We start from the raw sequence: 20,260 nt of genomic DNA on the forward strand, positions 1-20,260 counted from the left end.
TAAACCTTGAATAAAGGCTTTCTAGCACTTTTTACTTTTTCAACTGTCAAACTCGGGATTTTAATAAAAAACGCTTTCAATTTCAATCAAGTAAAAAAAGGAATTGCATCACACAATCCCTTTAAAACGGTTATATTTTAACTAATTCTTCCTTACTTGTTCGTATATATCTGTAAAGCTCTAGGATGATTCTCTACCTTAGCAACCAATGTAGATTCACCCTCTTCTCCATCGAGTGTCCAAGCTAATTTCTCAGTGGATTCAATCATAATAGATTTAGCTCTATATCTTTCTACATACTTCATATTGAGTTCAGGATGCAACACTCCTAATGGATAATTATAAAGCTCTAATAGATTTGGTGTATGCTCAACAAGAATAATATCAAACAATCCATCCTTAAATGTATTGTCATCTTGTTCTACCATTTCAAATCCAGCCACTCGATTGCCATTGATAATTAAACCGAACATCAAATCCTTTTCAAACACCTTACCATCTAAATTCATCTTTACATGATAAGGATGTAAGTTTGGAATTTCATGAAGAGCCTTAATAATATACGCCATATTTCCTAATTGCTTCTTTAATTCTTGTTTAGTTTCATAGCTAACATTACAAAAAGCCCCAAAGCCAGCCACATAATTAAAATAACGCGAATTCATTTTCCCAACATCAAAGAATTCAACCTTTTCTTTACAAGCAATCCGAGCACATTCTTCCATGTTGTTGGTTAAACCAAAGTTTGTACCAAAATCATTCATCGTACCCGTTGGAAAATAGGCAATCACAGGTTTGTTTTCTAATTGCATCAAGCCATTTGTTGCCTCATTTAATGTGCCATCCCCACCAAAGATGGCAACCACATCAAAGCGACTTGCGTTCTCAATAATGTAATCACAAACATCCATTCTTTTCTGAGATAAATAGATTTCCATTTGATAATTTTGTGAAGAAAATACATTTAATGCATCCAACAATTGACCCTTAGAATTTTTCTTACCAGAATTCGGATTAATTAATAGCAATACTTTTTTTCGTTCCATTAACGTTTATCCTTTCCATATAAGATATATTTATCATAATAATTCGAGTGACGCGTTAATTCCTTATCTAATTTCTTATATCCTAACTTCTCTATCAATGTCGGCGTTTGCGTATATAAATTTGTACCCAAGCCTAAACGATTATTATTAAAGGTTACTCCCAAACTAGCTAATGTTGTTGGAAATAAATCATAGGTTGTGATTTTACGTGATTTTTGTGTTTCAGGCTGAATTGCCGGATTTACAATCGTATAATAACACTTACGCGTATAGCCACTAGCCTCAATATTCTTAAACCAATCCGGATCCATACTTGGATGATCTCCCGCTAATACAATCGTTGTATTCTCATACCATGGTTGTTCTTGAATCCATTGTACAAGCTCAGTTACATGTTTACTTGAACAACGAATTACATTCGAATATTGATCTCCATATATATCTTCACACTCCGAACAAATATAGCCACCAATATGATGGGTATCTGCCGTCAACATATTAAAATTAAACGGCTGTCCTGTTGAAGCAAGTCTTGTGAGTTCTATTTTCGCAAATTCAAATAGTTTCAAATCCTCATAGCCCCACCAAACATTATAATCTTTGTCAATCCAACCATTTTGAATTGCCGAATGATAATCTACAATATTAAAATTACCATGCTGGTCAAAATAATACTTTCTTCCCCCAAATTTAGCATCCGAACCAATCAACAATTCATTTTGATAGCCATTCGCCTCTAGAATCTGTCCAATCGAATACGTTCCAGGTAAAAAGCTATCCTCACTTACATAGCTATTACCATCAATTGGAATATTTAAAGGCACACCACTCGTTTGTCCTACTAATGCTGCAGCTGTCCAACCAGACATAGAAGGCACATAAAAACCATTATTATCCTTATTGCCATATGAGAATGTTAAATTTTGATTGGCCAATTGAGTCAATTCCGGAATCAAAGATTCCTCAACCGCACCTCCATTATCATAATCTTCATATGTTGTTTCCATAGACTCCATAAAGATATAAACCAAGTTTCTTTTTTGTTCAGGAAACGTATATTTTACACTTGCAGGATCCACATAATATTCTTCATAGATCTTAGAAGGATGTGCAATATTATACCAATATTGATCAATACCAACAGCATAAATACAGTCTGTAACACCAAATCCAAAAATAAATAAGCATGCTACCGTTGTGATAATAATAAGTGTATTGTATGTTTTATGTTTAAACTCTCCACTTTTAATATCGTTCCCAACTTGCCAATCTTTTAAAATGCACAAGATCAAAAACAAGCCAGAAACAATACCGGGTAACGGTAAACATTCCTGTATAAAACTATCCACAAAGGACGTATCCGTCCCTTGAATAGGAACCAATAAATGGAATACTACCTGTTCAAAAGGAATATCTCCAAATGTATCAGGCACCCACTTAGCAACCTTTACTAATAATAATCCTATAAAAACAAAAATTACTGTCAATACTGAAATTAGTCTTCTTCTCTTCATATCAAACATCCTTTGTTAACATAAAAACCTTGATTAGTATATCATAAAATGTAAAAAAAAGAGTTTCATTTGTAAAACTCTTTTAACAAATCTGTCAAATTATTTAAACCTCATTACTCTTTTCCGAATTGGAATACAACTTCGTCAATAATTTAGCAATAGGCACAATCCAAAATCTTCTAAAGATTTCATAATCTTCCTTTGAACGATTATTATCTTCAATGATTTCCGTCGTTGTGGATTCTTCATGAATTCGATGCCCCATTAAAGGTTGATTTATAAATACAAATCTTCCCTTAATTTTTGAAGCAATTTCCCACGCATTCCAATCTACATCACACTTCATGTGACACGCAAATAACTTATCTACTTTTAGATTCTTTTGACTAAAAGTTACCGCCGGACAACAAATTGGATCTCCTAATGATAGTGGAAGTCTTTTGATAATTTTATGATTCGAAAGTTTCTTATTATGAAGAGGCATCAACATGATTCGCTTAATTTTTAAGTTGGTATTTTTGTATACCCTTTTACCATTACGCAATTCATAATAATCAGTAAAAAGAATCGTTGCATCCTTATATTTTTCAAAATGAGAAACCACCTCTTTTGAATACGTTGGATCATATACATCATCCTGATGAGCAATTGTCACCAAATCCGAATGAACACACGTTCTCGCAAAATCAAAATCATAACCAATACCTTTTCCAGGATTTGGATTGTCAATAATATCCAAATGATACTTATTCGCTATTCTTTCAATAAAATCATTTCTAGTTGATGTTGCGATCACAACATCACTTTTAAATTCCTGATTTAAGACTGATTGAATACAATTCTCTAAATATCTTGACTCCTTGTATGCCAATACAACAAAAGTATGAGTCATCATATTACAACTCACCTTTCTTATTTTCCAAATCATCCACTCTATTCTTCAAAATAGATACTTCCTGAACCAATAAAATAATCTTTTTCTTTTGACCAGACACAATCACAGTCAATGAAATAGTGATGAACAATAAAATGACAAACAAAACACCTGTCACCATATTTGAAATTGTTTGGAACCCAATCAAAGATGCAAGCGAAACTAAAATATTAGGCCAAATAGAAAGAATAATCAAAAGTATAACACCAATAGCCCATAATAAAGAATACTTAACAGGAATCATATCCTTATGAAGCACACGAAGAATCACAGCTGCCAAAATGAGCGCAATAATTAAAATCGATAACCTTAAATTAAACGGCATTATTTTGACCTCCTAGTTCCAATAATCATAATAGATAAAAGTACATTAATCATATAGTAAGCATTCTTCCAACTACGAATCGAAGAAACCCCTCCACTACGCTCATTCATTTCAACCGGTACCTCACTTACGTGCTTACCTTCTTTTAGAATTTGTGTTGTAGAAATAGGCTCTGGATATTCTAAAGGATAGTCATTCGCAAATTGTTGAATCAACCCTCTATCTATAGCACGAAAACCAGAAGTTACATCATAAAGCTTTTCATGCGTAAAGCACTTGATAAAAGCCGAAATAATCTTAATTCCCATTTGACGCGCCTTTGTAGATTTAAATTCACTGGTAGACCCTTCTACAAAACGTGAACCAATCGACATATTCGCATTACCTTCTAAAATTGGCTTGCAAATATCTTCAACAAAATTCACATCATGCTGACCATCTCCGTCAAACTGAATCGCAATATCATATCCATTTTCAAATGCATATTTATATCCGGTTTGCACTGCTCCACCAATACCTAAATTATGTACCAGCTGAATATGTGGAATTTGATTTTCAACTAATATATTTTCCGTATTATCCTTTGAACCATCATTAATTACAATATAGTCCAAAGTATTTGAATGATTCTTATTATACTCATCAATTGTCTTCGTTGTAGACAATATAGATTCTTGCTCGTTATATGCTGGAATAATCAATAAAATTTTATTCACTCCAATACCTCCTCGCAACTTTTACACATTAACACAATTTTTCATTTAAATCAATCAACCAATTTGTAAATGCAAAGGACGAACCAAGCTATATAACAATCCATGTAAATGCATTTTATTCGCTATCCAATACGCAAATACACAAAAACGAATCTTAAATTCTTCCTCTTTAACAGGCGAATATCCATTATATCCATGGTATTTTAAAAAGTTAAATGCTTCATGACATAGCTGTAAATACGTCTTTTTATCACACACATTGACTTGCATCAGCAGAAATTGAACGACTGTTTTCAAATAAAAATATTGAATCATTTTATTTGAATATTTCTTTTCTAAAGATAAGTCATTGTAAATTTGATTCAACAAAGACAATATTTTATTATCCACAACTAATGTTTTACGATTCTGAGTTACAGAATTTTCATTTAAACAATAGTTATAACCAGCATACGAAATAATTTTAATATTTTCTGTCTTTGAATTAATAGTTAAATTAAAAATATACATCTTCACCAATTTTTAAACGTGCATATTGAATATGATTCTCCTTTAAAAAATTCAATGCATAAAACTTTGCACAAGTCTAAACATATTTAAATTCTGTCCACTCACAATCCAATGGAATCGAAGTAAACAAAACATCGTGACTTTTCATTGTGACCTTTTTATATTCGGAAATTAAAACATCATTATTTCCAATTTCATTCATGAATGTTTCTAAATAATTATTATCTACAAAATCCTCCGCATTAATAAATGTAATATATTGACCACTTGCGAGTTGAATCCCTCGATTTACGCGTATAGCCAACTCCATGATTTTCATGATGAAATAATCTGATTCTTGTATCTCTCTTACTAAATTCATGCATTGCTTGTAAAGACTGATCCTTTGAACCATCATCAATTAATAATCATTCAAAATCATCAAAAGTCTGATTTAAAATACTCTCTACACATATAGATAAAAATTCTTGTGCAATGTAAACAGGAACAACTATACTCACTAAAGGCATTAAGCAACCTCCTTAAAATCAATCTTTTTCATAATCACAATATATATTATAACATACAAGATAAATTGACATGCCATGGTAATCAAATACGCTATGGCTGCTCCATAAATGGAAAATTGACCAATTAAAATTTGCGAAATAACAAACGCAATGACAGAAGAAATCGAAAACACAATAAACTGTACAAACGTATACCGAACTGTTGTGAGTGCAGCTGACAACAATGTACTCATAGAATATAAAATAGCTCCAAAAATTATAATCAATAAATGTAGTTTATAATCATCAATATTGACATTATATAAAATATTCAATACAGGAATCCCTAAAATATAGGCACCAATGACGCAAACAACCCCAAAGGCAGCAATCAACAATAAAGCCTTAAAGACTATCTTATTAAACTCTTTCTTTTCTCCATTCGAATTAAGATTAGCCATTGTATTTAAAATAGGCTGCAATAAATATTGCCCAGCCAAACTAATAATCGTTGCCGGCATTAAAATCATACCAAAAATGGCCTGTAAACTTTCTTCTACAACTCCATCCAATGCATATTTTTGAGCATAAACTAGATAAACAGATAGAAATAAAATCGCAAAAGAGAAGAAGCCTGTTTTAAAAAGTCTTAGTACATTTGAGAAACTATAGCTATCCTTTTGTATAATACTCTTTGATTTTGGTAAGTCATACATTAAGAATAATATAACCCATACTAGATCTAAAACTAAACAAGAAATCAATAAATTCTTCGTTATTAAATCAAACGCAATAAACGCAACAACAGAAAAAACAGATTTTAAGAATAAAGAAATACCAACAATATACAATTTATCATTCTTTTGAAGAACTCCATAGAAAACATCTGAAAACACTTCAAAACATTTCATTAAACATAATGCAAACGTAACAATAAACTTATATATATCATACTTCATTATGAAGCAATAAAAAATTACTATAACCATCATGATTACACATGTGATGATTCTATGTACAATATATTCAACGTCTGAATATTCATTCTTAACATCCGTTACCTGATATACACGACCTTCATATCCACCAATCAAGCATAATAAACAGGCTAATGAAAATGCCAAAGTAAATACACCCGAACTTTTTAAACCATTTATTCTTGTAACTATCATCATGAAAAACAAGGAATTAAACGCATTAAAAGTTGTCCCTATCATATTCCATATTACATTCTTTTTTGAAATTGAATTATCCACAATAAAACCTCGAACTTTCTTACATTGAATATATCATAAAAAAGAAGAGCAAGCTCTTCTTTTTTTATAAACAATAAAGATTGAATAGATTTAGACATGTACCTGCCAAAACCAATAAACACAATAATGTTAATATCAATCTATATTTATCTTCTCCGATATTTAAATGAATATGGAATGAAGATAAGAAAATATAGAATAATGGTAATACTGGTTTATAGTATCGACCTTGTACACCATTAATCATTTCAACTCCAGGTACTGTATATGCCATATATAAAGATGTCCATACCAAGGCCACACTTAGGCCTATCAAAACAATGAACCAAATACGATCTTTAACGACCAATTCGTTATAGTTCGTTTTATCATATGCTTTAGGTGATACTAAAATCACGAACGCAGCCATAGCCGGAATCAAGTATTCAAATCGAGCTGTTTGTAAATGTGCCATCAAACGATATTGAGCTTCTCCAAAAACAAAAGACGGGAAGGTCTTTAAAATATGTTCAAGTAACACACCCGTATATGTAATTGGATGTGTAAGAATCGATTTTAATTGGGCAACAGAATCAACAGCACCACCACGAGTATCATTTTGTGCTTTACCTAATAAAGCTGGAAGCACAAAGGTTGACATCAATAACGTAAATGCCAAACCACTCGCAATCTTAACACAATATGCCTTTTTCTTTGATTTAAATCGCTTATTTGGAATCATAATTGGCAATAAAATCAATGGAGCATAGACAGCTTTAGGTAAACATCCAAAGGTCATAATCAATATCGCAAGTAATAAAAACTTTTCATTGACTACCTCTTTTTTAGATAAGTATTCCCTTAAAATTAAGGCAATCCCTAACGCAATACAACCATATACGACAACATCATAATTAAATGTAATCGCAATTAAAACAGAAGTAGGCATTGCTGAAATAAAGAATAAGATTTCTTTACCAATTGGCAAGATCTTAATCGCAAAGTAAAGCAGAACAACATAGGATAACAAGCTAAATAATCGTCCACAGAAAACAACACCTGTAAAGGATAAGCCACAAAGTTTAGCCAATTTAATTCCTAAAGCCTGGAATACATATCCTGGCGTATAAACACTACTTGTCCAGCCTTTTACTTCGTTTTTCTTCTTACCATTATCATAAGCATCATTTAGAATTGTACCAATCTCTTCATTTTCATCCCCTGAACTAGGCTGTGCAAGTGGATAATTATAAAGGGTATTTGTAGAGAAGAAACCGTTGATTTCATCAGCTACTTTTTCTTGACTAGGTAATATAGCCAATTTATAAGCTCTGTTAAAATGTGTTTCTTCATCCCAACCAATTTTAATATTCGGAACACAAAGAAGCATGCAGATACCCATCAACAAGGCTACAAGCACAAAGGCATTTTCAAGATGACTTAAAAAATAGTTTCTAAACAACAACAACATTTCCAAAACAAATACAATAGAGAACGTAATAAACATACGCGAAAATTTCATTTCAAAACGATTTAAAATCTTCCCTTTTTTAATTTGAATATTGCTACTATCAACATTAGGTACTTCTACTTTTATATATTGTACTCTCTCATTCACGTTAATAATGTTTTTATTTAATAAAACGGAGTTTGAATCCGTAATTGATTTTTCTTCAACATTGCCAAAACCATTCACATATCCAATCGTAATGTTTGAATTCAACAAATCATTATATTTATAATCAAACTCAAATTTACTAACATACTTATTTCCAACATCAAACTTAATCGTTGTCTTTACAACTTCATCTTGATTCTCATTTTCTTCTAATGTAGGTTGTAATTCAATAATTCCCTTTTCAGACTTATTTAAAAAGATTATATCTCTATTTGAGAATAATTCGACACCTAAAACAGAAATAAGAACAAGTGCAATACAAATTAATATCTTTTTGTATCTCATACTAGAATTCAATTTCTTTCAAATAACGAGCCAACGCATCCTGCCAAGTAGGAAGTGGTTCAAATCCATTCTCAACTAACTTTGACTTATCCAATCGAGAATTAAAAGGACGAGCTGCTTTAGATAAACCATACTCTTCTGTTGTGACTGGAAGTACAGTATTTGTATAACCTGCCTGCTTAAAGATTTCACACGCAAAATCATACCAGCTGATATAGCCACCCTCATTTGTCGCATGATAATAACCATATTTATCCGTTTCAATCATATCCACTAATAAACGAGCTAAATCATAAGTATAGGTTGGTGTACCAATTTGATCATTCACGACTTTTAATGTATCAAATTTCTTTCCTACATTCAACATTGTCTTAATAAAGTTATTTCCATTCTTACCAAATACCCATGCGATACGAACAATAAAATATTTACTTAAAGTACTTGAAACAGCCAATTCTCCACCTAATTTAGTCTGTCCATATACATTTAAAGGCTTATAATCCTTACAATCCGGATCCCAAGGCTCATTTCCCTGGCCATCAAATACATAGTCCGTAGAAATATACACCATCTTTGCATCCACTTCTTTACAAGCATCCGCAATATTTTGTGTACCATCCACATTGATAGCTTTTACCTTTGCCTGCTTATCTTCATCCTCAGCCAAGTCTACAGCTGTCCAAGCTGCACAATGCACAACTACATCGGGCTTTACAGATTGAATTGTATTCATTACGGCTTCTTTGTCTGTAATATCCAAAGATACATATTCAGCCGTAGTAACATAAGAACCATCCTGAATTCCACGATAGCTTTCAGCCAAGTCTGTTCCTACACCTGTATAGCCTCTTTTAGCCAATTCATTCATCACATCATGACCCAATTGACCTGCAACACCTGTCACAAAAACCTTCATTTTGTTTCCTCCTATTTAAGCAAGAAAAGCTAAAGATTATTCCTTAGCTCTTCCTTTTTCTACATACATCTTTTCAAAATAGTTCTGGTATTCACCACTAATGATGTTTTCCCACCATTCTTTATTATCTAAATACCATTGAATTGTCATTGGAATACCTGTATCAAATGTATATTTTGGTTTCCATCCAAGCTCTGTTTCCAACTTAGTAGGATCAATCGCATAACGCATATCGTGACCTTTACGATCTGTTACATACGTAATTAAGCTTTCTGGTTTGTTTAATGCATGAAGTACAGTCTTTACAACTTCTAAGTTTGTTCTTTCATTGTGACCACCCACATTATAAACTTCACCAACACGTCCCTTACGAACAATTAAATCGATTGCGACACAGTGATCATAAACATGTAACCAGTCACGTACATTTTCACCTGTTCCATAAACTGGAATTGTTTCATCATTTAAAGCACGAGAAATAATTAATGGAATTAATTTTTCTGGGAAATGATAGGGACCATAGTTATTTGAACAACGACTAATTGTTACTGGCAAACCATACGTTCTATGATATGCCAATACAAATAAATCAGCACTTGCCTTTGCACTTGAATAAGGACTTGAAGTGTGTAAAGGTGTGTTTTCAGTAAAGAACAAGTCAGGACGATCCAATGGTAAATCACCATATACTTCATCTGTTGATACCTGGTGATATCTTTGAATACCATATTTAACACAAGCATCCAATAATGTAGTTGTCCCCATAACATTTGTCTTAACGAAGATTTCTGGATCTTCAATACTACGATCCACATGGCTTTCTGCCGCAAAGTTAACTACGACATCAAATTTTTCCTTTTCAAACAAATCCATGATGAATTCACGATCTGCAATATCACCCTTGATAAACTTGTAGTTCGGTTTATCCTCTACAGGCTTACAAGTCTCTAAGTTACCTGCATATGTTAATTTATCTAAGTTTACAATCATATCCTCAGGATATTTGTTTACCATATAGTGCACGAAGTTTCCACCAATGAAACCAGCACCACCTGTTACTAAAATTTTCATTTTATTATTCTCCTTTATATTCAAATTGATTGTTTGACTTTTCTAAAGTCGGACCAACCATATCCTTCTCGCTTAATACTGGCTCAATACCATTCAATAATGAACCCCAATCTACATTACAAGTAGGATCATCATAACGCATTCCACCCTCAGATTCTTTATTGTAGACATTATCTACTTTATATCTAAATTCCACATTATCTGTTAATGTTAAGAATCCATGCGCAAAACCCTGAGGAATAAAGAACTGTCTATGATTCTCTTCACTCAATTCAACACTTACCCATTGACCAAATGTAGGACTACCCTTACGAATATCTACCGCCACATCAATAACCGTTCCCTTTGTACAAGAAACCAATTTACTTTGTGCATAAGGCGGATTCTGCCAGTGCAAACCACGAAGCGTACCCTTCTGTGCACTAAAAGACATATTGTCCTGTACAAAATCTACCGTGATACCCATCTTTTCATATTTAGGCTTAGAATAAGTCTCCGTAAAATATCCTCTGTGATCACCAAATACATCCGTATCAATAATCAATACACCAGGAATTTTTGTTTTCGTTACCTTCATCACAATACCTCCAATTATTTAATATATTTACGATCCATGATCTTCTTTAAATAAGCACCATACTGATTCTTCTTATAAATTTCATATGTAGAAGCCAATTCTTCATCACCAATCCAACCATTGTTGTAAGCAATTTCTTCTAAACACGCAATCTTACGATGCTGGTGCTCCTCAATTGTCTTCACAAAGTTAGTCGCATCCACTAAAGATTCATGTGTACCCGTATCTAACCAAGTAAATCCATCACCCAATAATGTAACGTTCAATTCACCATTCTCTAAATAAATACGGTTCAAATCTGTGATTTCCAATTCACCACGCGCACTTGGCTTTAAATTCTTCGCATATTCAACGACCTTATTATCATAGAAATATAAACCAGTAACCGCATAATTTGATTTAGGATGTTCAGGCTTCTCCTCTAAACTAATAGCTTTTCCTTCAGAATCAAATTCAACAACACCAAATCTTTCAGGATCCTCTACATAATAACCAAATACAGTTGCCCCTACTTCATTTTCAGCAGCCGCACGCAAACGCTTAGTCAAACCATGACCATGGAAAATATTATCGCCCAAGATCATTGCACAACTATCATTTCCAATAAACTCCTCACCCAAGATAAATGCTTGAGCAAGTCCATCCGGACTAGGTTGAACCTTATAAGAAAGCTCAATCCCAAATTGATGTCCATCCCCTAACAACTCTTGAAAACGAGGTGTATCATCTGGAGTTGAAATAATTAAAATCTCACGAATCCCAGCCTGCATTAAAATAGACATAGGATAATAAATCATAGGCTTGTCATAAATGGGAAGCAATTGCTTACTTGTAACCTTAGTCAAAGGATACAAACGCGTACCACTACCACCAGCTAAAATAATACCTTTCATAATAAGTTCCTCCATATATTACATATAAACAATAAACCCTTACGTTACGTAAGGGTCAAGGGTAATTGTAGAAAATTTTATTTTAAGTTAGAATGTATTTACGAGGTATACAACACGAAAACTGTCCTAATCACAAATCTATATTTACAAAAATACACTGGATTTGAGATCCACGGTATAGACATCTCAAATGAATTTAAAAAACACGGTTATGAAGTCACAATTGTCGTCTTTTCGAAGAGCTATCCATTTGACTATTTTCTAACAAACGATTCAAACTGTATCATTCCTTCAAGTGTTGAACATTACATAGAAATCAAATACATAGTCTACAATCTTACTTATGAAGATATAGAACATATCACAAGTGAAAAAAAAAAAAGAAATCCAAGAACTCGAATCAAAATATGATCAACTATATAATAAAACTCATCCTGTCCACAATCTAAATAAACGGATCAAGGCACGCCGTTAATGACGTGCCTTAAATAGTCCAGCCTGTTTTGTGACTATAATTTTATTGTTCTCTTTTAAAATCGCTTCAATATATTCTTTAAACTCAGCTAGTCTAGGACCCAATATCTCATTCTGATTGCCATGACAAGACATAATATAATCAATCAACGGCTTTGATTCTGTGATCTCTAAAGAATCATGATAATCCATTCTTTCAATATTGTTAAAGTATGGTTTTAATATAGCTTCCCCATTATCTAAACCAAAAATATCATACAAGCTATGATTTGAAAGATTAATACGAGAATCAAAGTTCTGTACGAGCTCGGTAATTTCCTTCATATGCTCTTTTCCATATGTACTGCAATAAAAGATACCGTTTGGCTTTAACACTCTATCTATTTCCTTTAATCCCTGATTTAAATCATTCAAATAAAACAATACATGATTGGCAATAATCGTATCAAAATATGCATTCTTAAAAGGAATCTTTTCCGCATTGACCACAATACAGTTAAAATCCGAACCCAATTTCGTACGCACCTCATCCACCATACCGTCACTAATATCCGATAAGAAGATTTCACGATTCCTTAAATCAATCTTATTTTCCTGCCACAACTTCCCATTACCACAGCCAAGTTCCAACAAACGATTCACCTTAGAAAAATCAATCTTCTCAAACAACCAGTTAAACCAACCCTGCTTATTTGTAGAATATTTTTCATGAAGACAAATTCGATCATTTAAGTTCTTCGCATTCTTATACTGCTCAATAATATTCGTCTCTTCATTCGACAATTGCACTAAAGAAAGAATCATATTCCAAGATAAATCGGGAGCCTGACTCGCTCTTTTTAAAGCATCCTTTAAAGATTGTAAATGGCTCATCTTATCTTCAATCAAATCAATCTGCAAGTCAAAGCTTTCCTTTAAATCCGTATTGTCCATAACCATCGGAAAGATTTCTTCAATACTAAACCCCAAATGCTTCAACGATAAAATCTTTTGAAGCTTCAACAAATCCAAATCACTATATTGTCGATACCCATTCTCCATAACAAAAGAGGGTTTTAATAACCCTATTTTGTCATAATATCGAATCGTTCTTTCACTCACATTCGCTAATTTTGCGAACTGTCCTGTCTTATAGTAGTTCATAATTATTCAAGTTTAAAAGGTGCTAAATGAATATTCCAGTTTCGATTATAGTATGGATCTCCATTCTTCAAAATCTCTGGCCATTTAGCTTGGAATTTCTTCTTTTCCGCTTCAAAACGAGCCTCTTTTTCAGGCGTATCTTCATAACCTCTTGATTTCGACTCATAATGATGCCATAACGCAAATGCATTGTAGACAATCAAATAGCCTTTCTCACGGAACTTCAAGCATAAATCTACATCGTTACATGCCACTTCAAATTGTTCATCAAAACCATTCACTTCATTAAATACCGATTTTTTAACCATCATACAAGCTGCCGTAACTGCACTATAGTTACAATTTATTCTTGGACGCATTAAAATACCTGGATCATCCTTATCAATATCCGTAAAGACATGTCCTGCATAGCCTCCAAAGCCAATAACTACTCCAGCATGCTGCACTGTATCATCCTCATATAATAGCTTAGCCCCTACAGCCCCTACTTCTTTACGTAAGCAGCAACCTAACATTTCTGCGATAGCCGTTGGTTCAATGACCTCTGTATCATTATTCAACAACAATACATAATCACCCTTTGTATATTTCATACCAAAGTTATTGATTTTTGAATAGTTAAATTTGCCTTGATATGTAACAACCTTCACATTGTCATGTTCCCTTTGTAGCTCTTCGTAGTATTCAAAAATATCCTTATCCGTACTATTGTTTTCTACAATCACGATTTCAAAGTTTTTATATGTATTCACATTATATAGCGAATCCACACAAGTCTTTAATGTATCCTTTAAATTATAGTTTGGAATCAAAATCGAAACCAATGGATTAGGCTCTGTACTATATGTCGTATGATAGAAACCATAGTATGGTTTGGGCATCAGTTCCACCTTAACATCCTTTAAGCCAATACGCTTGTAGTGCGACTCAATAGCTCTTTGTCCCGCAGTATAACAATATAGTTTACTTTCTGGATCCATCGCAGTTGATTGTGGATGCATTCTCCAGTGATATAAAACACGTGGAATATGATAAACGGCATTGGCCTTTTCAATACATCTAAAAATATAGTCATAGTCTTGGCTACCATCATATTCACTTCGATAACCTCCCACTTCATCATAAATATGACGGTTGACAAAGAAAATATGAGTAATATAGTTTTGCGAACACAATAAGTCTTCACTATAGTCTGGCTTAAAGTTTGGTTGTGTAAACACTTTATATTTATCATTTAACTTATCTTCATCCGTATATAGCGTATCATATCTATATTCCTGCAAGGCTTTCACAACTTCATAGAAACAATCCAACTCCAATACATCATCATGATCATATACAGCCAAATAGTCTCCATCCGCCATTTCTAAAGCCTTATTTGTGTTTCCTGAAATACCGTAATTTTGATCTAACTTTTTGAATTTGATCTTATCGCCATATGCCCCATAATGCGCCTTTACATATTTCTCTACCGCATCCGTTGTACTTCCATCCGCAATACACAATTCCCAATTGGAATAGCTTTGATTGACAACTGTATCAATCATTCTCTTTAAATATTCTTCTTTTGTGTTAAATGTCGCAACTACAATACTTAATTTTGGATTATACGCAAATTGTTCTTTAGATTGTCGAGCTAATTCTTCTGGCTTTACCCTCTGCTTTAAGAACCAGTTTTGGTATTCATACCCCACTAAATTTGGTCCTTGTTTCACTCTTTCCACAAAACGCTTCACACCATTTTGTTTCAAATAATTCATCGCATTATGAATACTCTGCGCATTCATATGTGTTAAGTACGATTTAAACAAACCAAGTGCCGTATAATTGTTCTCTTCAATTTCAACCTTTCTCTGTTCTTTATCCGTACTAAATAATAGATAATATTTCTTCTCTGGATCTCCATCAAATTTCACCTGAAACCCGCAATTCTTATTCTCTGCCTTGACTAAATGATAACGCACAAGATCCGGTCTAGGTATTGGACGCTTTTTATACTCCAATGACTTTCCATTTTCATCTAGAACATCAATTTGTACAGGTTCTCCATTTTCAGAATATACCCACCCTTGTACAGTAATTGAATTCGTATCCAGGTCTTTGGCAACATTATCCATACTATATTCAATAGCTGTCGTATTGCGAATCTTATCCATTTTCTTTTTATTTAAAACTAAGATTTGTTCACTTTCATGCCCATCCGTAACTTGCAATTCAAAAGAATCAACAATATCCGTATCAACACCGACTTTAATACGGAATCCCACTAAATCTGATTTTAATTCCACATGCTGTTCTTTGAATGCATCTTGACGATGCGATTTGATTATATCCACCGCAACGTCTTTATTATTGATTTTAGCCGAATATATCAATGGAAGATCATCCTTTGAATAACACCATCCAATAACCGCAATATAGCTTGCATTTTCAATGTCTTTATATATGACTTTATCTATTGTGTAAAAAAAGTTTCTTTTCATAGTAGCCTCCAAAACAGTTCTATATTAACACATTTTTTTTAACGTAACCACAATATCCATGATTCTTCCCTTGATGGTTTTAAAGTATTTATAGTAAGAATCAAAGTTTTGCAGAAACAGTTTAAACACTTTACCATGCTCAATATAATCCATATGATGAATAAAAAACAATCTATATTGTATGTAGCTTGGATAGTTGTTTTTTAAATCTACATCCAATTCTTCCAGTCGATTTAATGTTTGAACACAATTGAAAGCCGTATTCAAACGCGCCTCTATCGTATTTGTCGCATTCAAACGCTCTTTTCCTTTTAAGGTGACATTTCCTTTTAAGCCAATCGTATTCTTCGAATGAATACGATATTGAAAGAGAGGCACATTTAAAAAATACATTCCATTTTCTTCACTCGCCAACAAATTAATAAACCAATCATGATAGAAATCTTCTGCATAACATCTTTGAAATTTCTCATTCATCGATTGTCGAACACAAAGTGCACATCCCTGAAAGCTATTTTCCACAACTAATCTTTCAAAAGGAACCTTTACCAATGCATTATCTTTTACCTTACACTTATACATATTCTTATTGGAATACTTTCGATTCATATCAATCTGTTTATCATTACCCAACTCATCAATCAAATCATATGTACTCGCTAATACTTTGATTTCTGGATGATTTTGCATAATCTCAATCATCGTTTGTACCTTATTAGGCTTCCAAATATCATCCTGATCACATAAAAAGATGTAGTCTCCTTTACAGTAAGAAAGTGCCTTTTTAAAATTTAACTTATAGCCCAAATTTTTTTCATTTTGATACAAATAGATTTTATCACACAGAAGCTCCTGAATAATTTTTACTGTATCATCACTCGATTGATCATCACAAATCACAATTTCATCAACCGACATTGTTTGATTCAATATAGATAAAAGCTGTTCTTTAATAAATTCTTGACCATTATACGTGGCGATTGCGACTGAAATCATAAAAAACCTCCAAAAAAAAGGTATTTTAAAAATACCTTTACAATTCTTCTGCAAATCCTTTTTCTAATTTTTTGAAAACGGCATAGCCAATGACTAAAATAACCAAAGCCAATAAGGCAACAGCACCTAATGGTTTTAATGGTGGCCATACATGATACATAAAAATATCACGATAGGAAGTAACTAAAATTGTCAATGGATTCATACGAATGATTTGACCTAAAACACCAGCTCCATCTAATAAAGATAAATCATAGATAACAGGAGTAGCATACATTCCCATGGTTAGTAAAAAGGATACAATATACTCTAAGTCTTGAATATAGGCATTTAATGAACTTAACAATAAAATAATGCCTAAAATCAAAATAGATTGAATCAATGCAACTACAGGAAGCATTAGAATTTGAATAGAAATTCCATACCCAAATGCGAAGCAGAAAATAAATATAATGATACAAGAAATAAAGAAGTTAACCAATCCACTTAAGACTTGCGAAATCAATAAGATTTCTCTAGGAAAATACACCTTCTTAATAATTCCCGCATTGGCTTTAATTGAAGTGGTTCCTGTACTCACAGTTGTTAAAAAGAATGTCCAAGGAATCAAACCCGTAATCAAATAAACTAAATAGTTATCTCCCCCAGCTCCACGCATTAAATAGGGGAACACGATCCAATATACAACCACCTGTAACAAGGGATTAATAAATGACCAAAGAATACCTAGAAAAGAGCCTTTATATTTTCCACGAATATCTTTTTTTACATTTGTCTTCAATAATTCACGATAATCATAAATATCTTTAAATATATGCATCTTTTCACCACCTACTCTAAAGTAAACTGTATACTTTTATCGGCCAAAATATTTCCATCCGGTTCTGAACATTGAATATCAATCTTATGATTCCCTAAATCTAAATCATTTAAATCTAAATTGACCTGCCAGCCAATTGTATCCGGATCCATGTCACCGGCATAGGCCTCTTGATAGGCTTCAAAAACGTCCTGACGATTCTTTCGCTTAATCCCACTGATTTCATTACCATCTAAGAAAAACTTAAATACAGCTTGATCATGATCACTGATTTGCCAACCTTGACTTACTAACGTTCCCTTATCCTTTTGAATTGTCGCAAAATCCTTTGGTGCATCAATAAAAACAGCTGCTTTATAACGATGTTTACCTTGTGCAATTGCCTTTTTCTTTTCTTCCTTATGATCAATGGCTACCTGCTTTAAGTATTCATCAATAACATAAATTGGATCTCCATCTAGTCGAAGTTCACCCTTATAGATCCATACCGCACGATCACATAAGTCTTTTACCACGTCCAAACTGTGTGTAACAATCACAATCGTTTTATCCGATTCCTTTAATTCCTTTAATTTACGATAACACTTTTCTTGGAAATGTTGGTCACCTACAGCTAGAATCTCATCAATTAATAAAATTTCTGCATCTACATTGATCGCAACAGAAAAGGCTAAACGCATATACATACCTGACGAATAGGTACGTACAGGATGATCAATGAATTCACCCAATTCACTAAAATCAATAATATCTTGAATACGTTCATCAATTTCTTTTCTTGTTAAGCCAAAAATGGATGCATTAAAATAAATGTTTTCTCTACCCGTAAAATCCTGATGGAAGCCAGCTCCAAGCTCAAGTAAAGATGTTAGCTTTCCATTCGTTTCAACAGTTCCTTTATTTGGAAAAATGATTTTGGTCATTAATTTCAACAAAGTTGACTTTCCGGAACCATTCGTACCAATCAAGGCAACAGTTTCACCTTTTTTGATATCCATACTAATATTCTTTAACACCTCATGAATTTCAACATGACTTGTCTTCCAAAACAATAATTTATCTTTTAAAGTATGCGCCTTATCATAATCCACCTTAAATTGTTTATACATATTACGCACTTCAATCGCATTTTGTGTATCCATCTCAACACCTCAATTCAATTTATTCTAGCATAATTCGAGATATATTTACATACCCACATTATTTTAGGCAATACAACAAATCCATAATTCTAGCTCGATAGGTCTTTAGCTTCTTATAATACACATATCGATTTTGGCCTAATAAGCCAAAGAATTTTTTATTTTTTAAATACGAAACATGATGCTCCATAAAGGATTCAATCGCATTAAATTTCTTTTCATTCTGCATATAATAATCTATACAATTTGATTTTAAAACATCCAAAACATACAACGCATCCCGCGCCTTTTGGTAACGTTCTTCAAACTGATATGCACGATTGACATGCTGCGTTGCACTTTGGTTTAAAGTTGATACGCCTATTGAATTATCATTATGAATGCGATATTTAAACTCTGACTTATTGTAAAAATACATTCCACCATCAATAGAAGCATACAAACTGATAATCCAATCATGTGGTAAACGATCATCAAAGTGATGTACCACAAAATCCCTTGTCTGTTTATCCATTACTAAAGCGCAGCCTTGAAAATAATTACCATAAATAAACTCATCCGTCAAAACTGACACTAAATCATTCTTTTCAACCTCTTTATTATAAAGATTGTTGTTGGAATATCCTTTATTTAAAGTTGTTAAAATCATTTGATCTTGACCATCTATATAGGTAAAAGAACTCGCAAGTACATGTATGTTTTTATGGCTTTCCATAATATGCATCATATCCTTTACCTTATCTTTTTCCCATATATCATCTTGATCACATAAAAAGATATAATCTCCATTACACTTTTCCATGGCCTGTTTAAAATTTAATTTATAACCTAGATTCTGAAAATTTTGAATCAATGTCACATCATACTTCTTTAATAAATCAACCGTATGATCGGTAGAGCCATCATCACAAACTACGATTTCATCGACAGGCAAGCTTTGATGGATGATTGATTCTATTTGTTTTTCAATATACTTCTCTCCATTAAATGTTGTCATCGCAACCGAAATCATAA

General features: G+C 32.8%; 21 protein-coding genes. All 21 read right to left on the minus strand.

Annotated elements, in window-relative coordinates; all coding sequences use genetic code 11:
- Positions 1 to 152 precede the first annotated feature (152 nt).
- Positions 153 to 1,046: a diacylglycerol kinase family protein gene (locus DWY01_RS09660; RefSeq protein WP_117995922.1), complete on the minus strand. Its 894-nt coding sequence runs from the start codon at positions 1,044 to 1,046 to the stop codon at positions 153 to 155.
- The gene (locus DWY01_RS09665) at positions 1,046 to 2,560 is read right to left on the minus strand and encodes an LTA synthase family protein (RefSeq protein ID WP_158553702.1); all 1,515 of its coding nucleotides are present in this window, start codon (positions 2,558 to 2,560) and stop codon (positions 1,046 to 1,048) included. The genes DWY01_RS09660 and DWY01_RS09665 overlap by 1 nt, the downstream gene beginning before the upstream one ends.
- Positions 2,561 to 2,663: 103 nt before the next feature.
- The gene (locus tag DWY01_RS09670) at positions 2,664 to 3,455 is read right to left on the minus strand and encodes a glycosyltransferase (protein ID WP_243001998.1); all 792 of its coding nucleotides are present in this window, start codon (positions 3,453 to 3,455) and stop codon (positions 2,664 to 2,666) included.
- Between the two features lies 1 nt (position 3,456).
- Complete coding sequence (locus tag DWY01_RS09675; protein ID WP_117995924.1) at positions 3,457 to 3,819, minus strand: DUF2304 domain-containing protein; 363 nt, start codon at positions 3,817 to 3,819, stop codon at positions 3,457 to 3,459.
- Positions 3,819 to 4,535, minus strand: coding sequence for a glycosyltransferase family 2 protein (locus DWY01_RS09680; RefSeq protein ID WP_117995925.1), 717 nt, complete (start codon positions 4,533 to 4,535; stop codon positions 3,819 to 3,821). The genes DWY01_RS09675 and DWY01_RS09680 overlap by 1 nt, the downstream gene beginning before the upstream one ends.
- 54 nt (positions 4,536 to 4,589) lie before the next feature.
- Positions 4,590 to 5,045, minus strand: coding sequence for a hypothetical protein (locus tag DWY01_RS09685; protein ID WP_147332185.1), 456 nt, complete (start codon positions 5,043 to 5,045; stop codon positions 4,590 to 4,592).
- 76 nt (positions 5,046 to 5,121) lie between these two features.
- Positions 5,122 to 5,343: a glycosyltransferase gene (locus DWY01_RS11585; RefSeq protein WP_371412829.1), complete on the minus strand. Its 222-nt coding sequence runs from the start codon at positions 5,341 to 5,343 to the stop codon at positions 5,122 to 5,124.
- A complete protein-coding gene (locus tag DWY01_RS12030; protein WP_371412828.1) occupies positions 5,288 to 5,410 on the minus strand; it encodes a hypothetical protein in 123 nt (40 codons plus the stop codon). The genes DWY01_RS11585 and DWY01_RS12030 overlap by 56 nt, the downstream gene beginning before the upstream one ends.
- Before the next feature lie 42 nt (positions 5,411 to 5,452).
- Complete coding sequence (locus DWY01_RS11685; protein ID WP_199519943.1) at positions 5,453 to 5,554, minus strand: glycosyltransferase; 102 nt, start codon at positions 5,552 to 5,554, stop codon at positions 5,453 to 5,455.
- A complete protein-coding gene (locus DWY01_RS09695; protein ID WP_117995928.1) occupies positions 5,554 to 6,789 on the minus strand; it encodes a lipopolysaccharide biosynthesis protein in 1,236 nt (411 codons plus the stop codon). The genes DWY01_RS11685 and DWY01_RS09695 overlap by 1 nt, the downstream gene beginning before the upstream one ends.
- Positions 6,790 to 6,853: 64 nt before the next feature.
- Positions 6,854 to 8,731: a DUF2142 domain-containing protein gene (locus tag DWY01_RS09700; protein ID WP_117995929.1), complete on the minus strand. Its 1,878-nt coding sequence runs from the start codon at positions 8,729 to 8,731 to the stop codon at positions 6,854 to 6,856.
- Position 8,732: 1 nt separating this feature from the next.
- Positions 8,733 to 9,647, minus strand: a complete 915-nt coding sequence (gene rfbD, locus DWY01_RS09705; protein WP_117995930.1) for a dTDP-4-dehydrorhamnose reductase — start codon at positions 9,645 to 9,647, stop codon at positions 8,733 to 8,735.
- Between the two features lie 36 nt (positions 9,648 to 9,683).
- Positions 9,684 to 10,718 (minus strand): dTDP-glucose 4,6-dehydratase, encoded by a 1,035-nt coding sequence (gene rfbB / locus DWY01_RS09710; protein ID WP_117571150.1) that lies wholly within the window; start codon positions 10,716 to 10,718, stop codon positions 9,684 to 9,686.
- A gap of 4 nt (positions 10,719 to 10,722) precedes the next feature.
- Positions 10,723 to 11,295, minus strand: coding sequence for a dTDP-4-dehydrorhamnose 3,5-epimerase (gene rfbC, locus DWY01_RS09715; RefSeq protein WP_117995931.1), 573 nt, complete (start codon positions 11,293 to 11,295; stop codon positions 10,723 to 10,725).
- A 14-nt stretch (positions 11,296 to 11,309) separates the two neighbouring features.
- Positions 11,310 to 12,188 (minus strand): glucose-1-phosphate thymidylyltransferase RfbA, encoded by an 879-nt coding sequence (gene rfbA / locus DWY01_RS09720; RefSeq protein WP_117995932.1) that lies wholly within the window; start codon positions 12,186 to 12,188, stop codon positions 11,310 to 11,312.
- A 471-nt stretch (positions 12,189 to 12,659) separates the two neighbouring features.
- Positions 12,660 to 13,805 (minus strand): methyltransferase domain-containing protein, encoded by a 1,146-nt coding sequence (locus DWY01_RS09725; protein ID WP_243001999.1) that lies wholly within the window; start codon positions 13,803 to 13,805, stop codon positions 12,660 to 12,662.
- A 2-nt stretch (positions 13,806 to 13,807) separates the two neighbouring features.
- Entirely contained in the window at positions 13,808 to 16,288 is a 2,481-nt protein-coding gene (locus DWY01_RS09730) for a glycosyltransferase family 2 protein (RefSeq protein ID WP_117995934.1), read from the minus strand.
- A 24-nt stretch (positions 16,289 to 16,312) separates the two neighbouring features.
- Entirely contained in the window at positions 16,313 to 17,284 is a 972-nt protein-coding gene (locus tag DWY01_RS09735) for a glycosyltransferase (protein WP_117995935.1), read from the minus strand.
- 37 nt (positions 17,285 to 17,321) lie between these two features.
- The gene (locus DWY01_RS09740) at positions 17,322 to 18,104 is read right to left on the minus strand and encodes an ABC transporter permease (protein WP_003863937.1); all 783 of its coding nucleotides are present in this window, start codon (positions 18,102 to 18,104) and stop codon (positions 17,322 to 17,324) included.
- Between the two features lie 11 nt (positions 18,105 to 18,115).
- Positions 18,116 to 19,246, minus strand: coding sequence for an ABC transporter ATP-binding protein (locus tag DWY01_RS09745; protein WP_117995936.1), 1,131 nt, complete (start codon positions 19,244 to 19,246; stop codon positions 18,116 to 18,118).
- Between the two features lie 58 nt (positions 19,247 to 19,304).
- Entirely contained in the window at positions 19,305 to 20,258 is a 954-nt protein-coding gene (locus tag DWY01_RS09750) for a glycosyltransferase (RefSeq protein WP_117995937.1), read from the minus strand.
- Positions 20,259 to 20,260 lie beyond the last annotated feature (2 nt).

It is taken from the genome of Eubacterium sp. AF22-8LB (assembly GCF_003458715.1).
Lineage (GTDB): Bacteria > Bacillota_I > Bacilli_A > Erysipelotrichales > Erysipelotrichaceae > Holdemanella.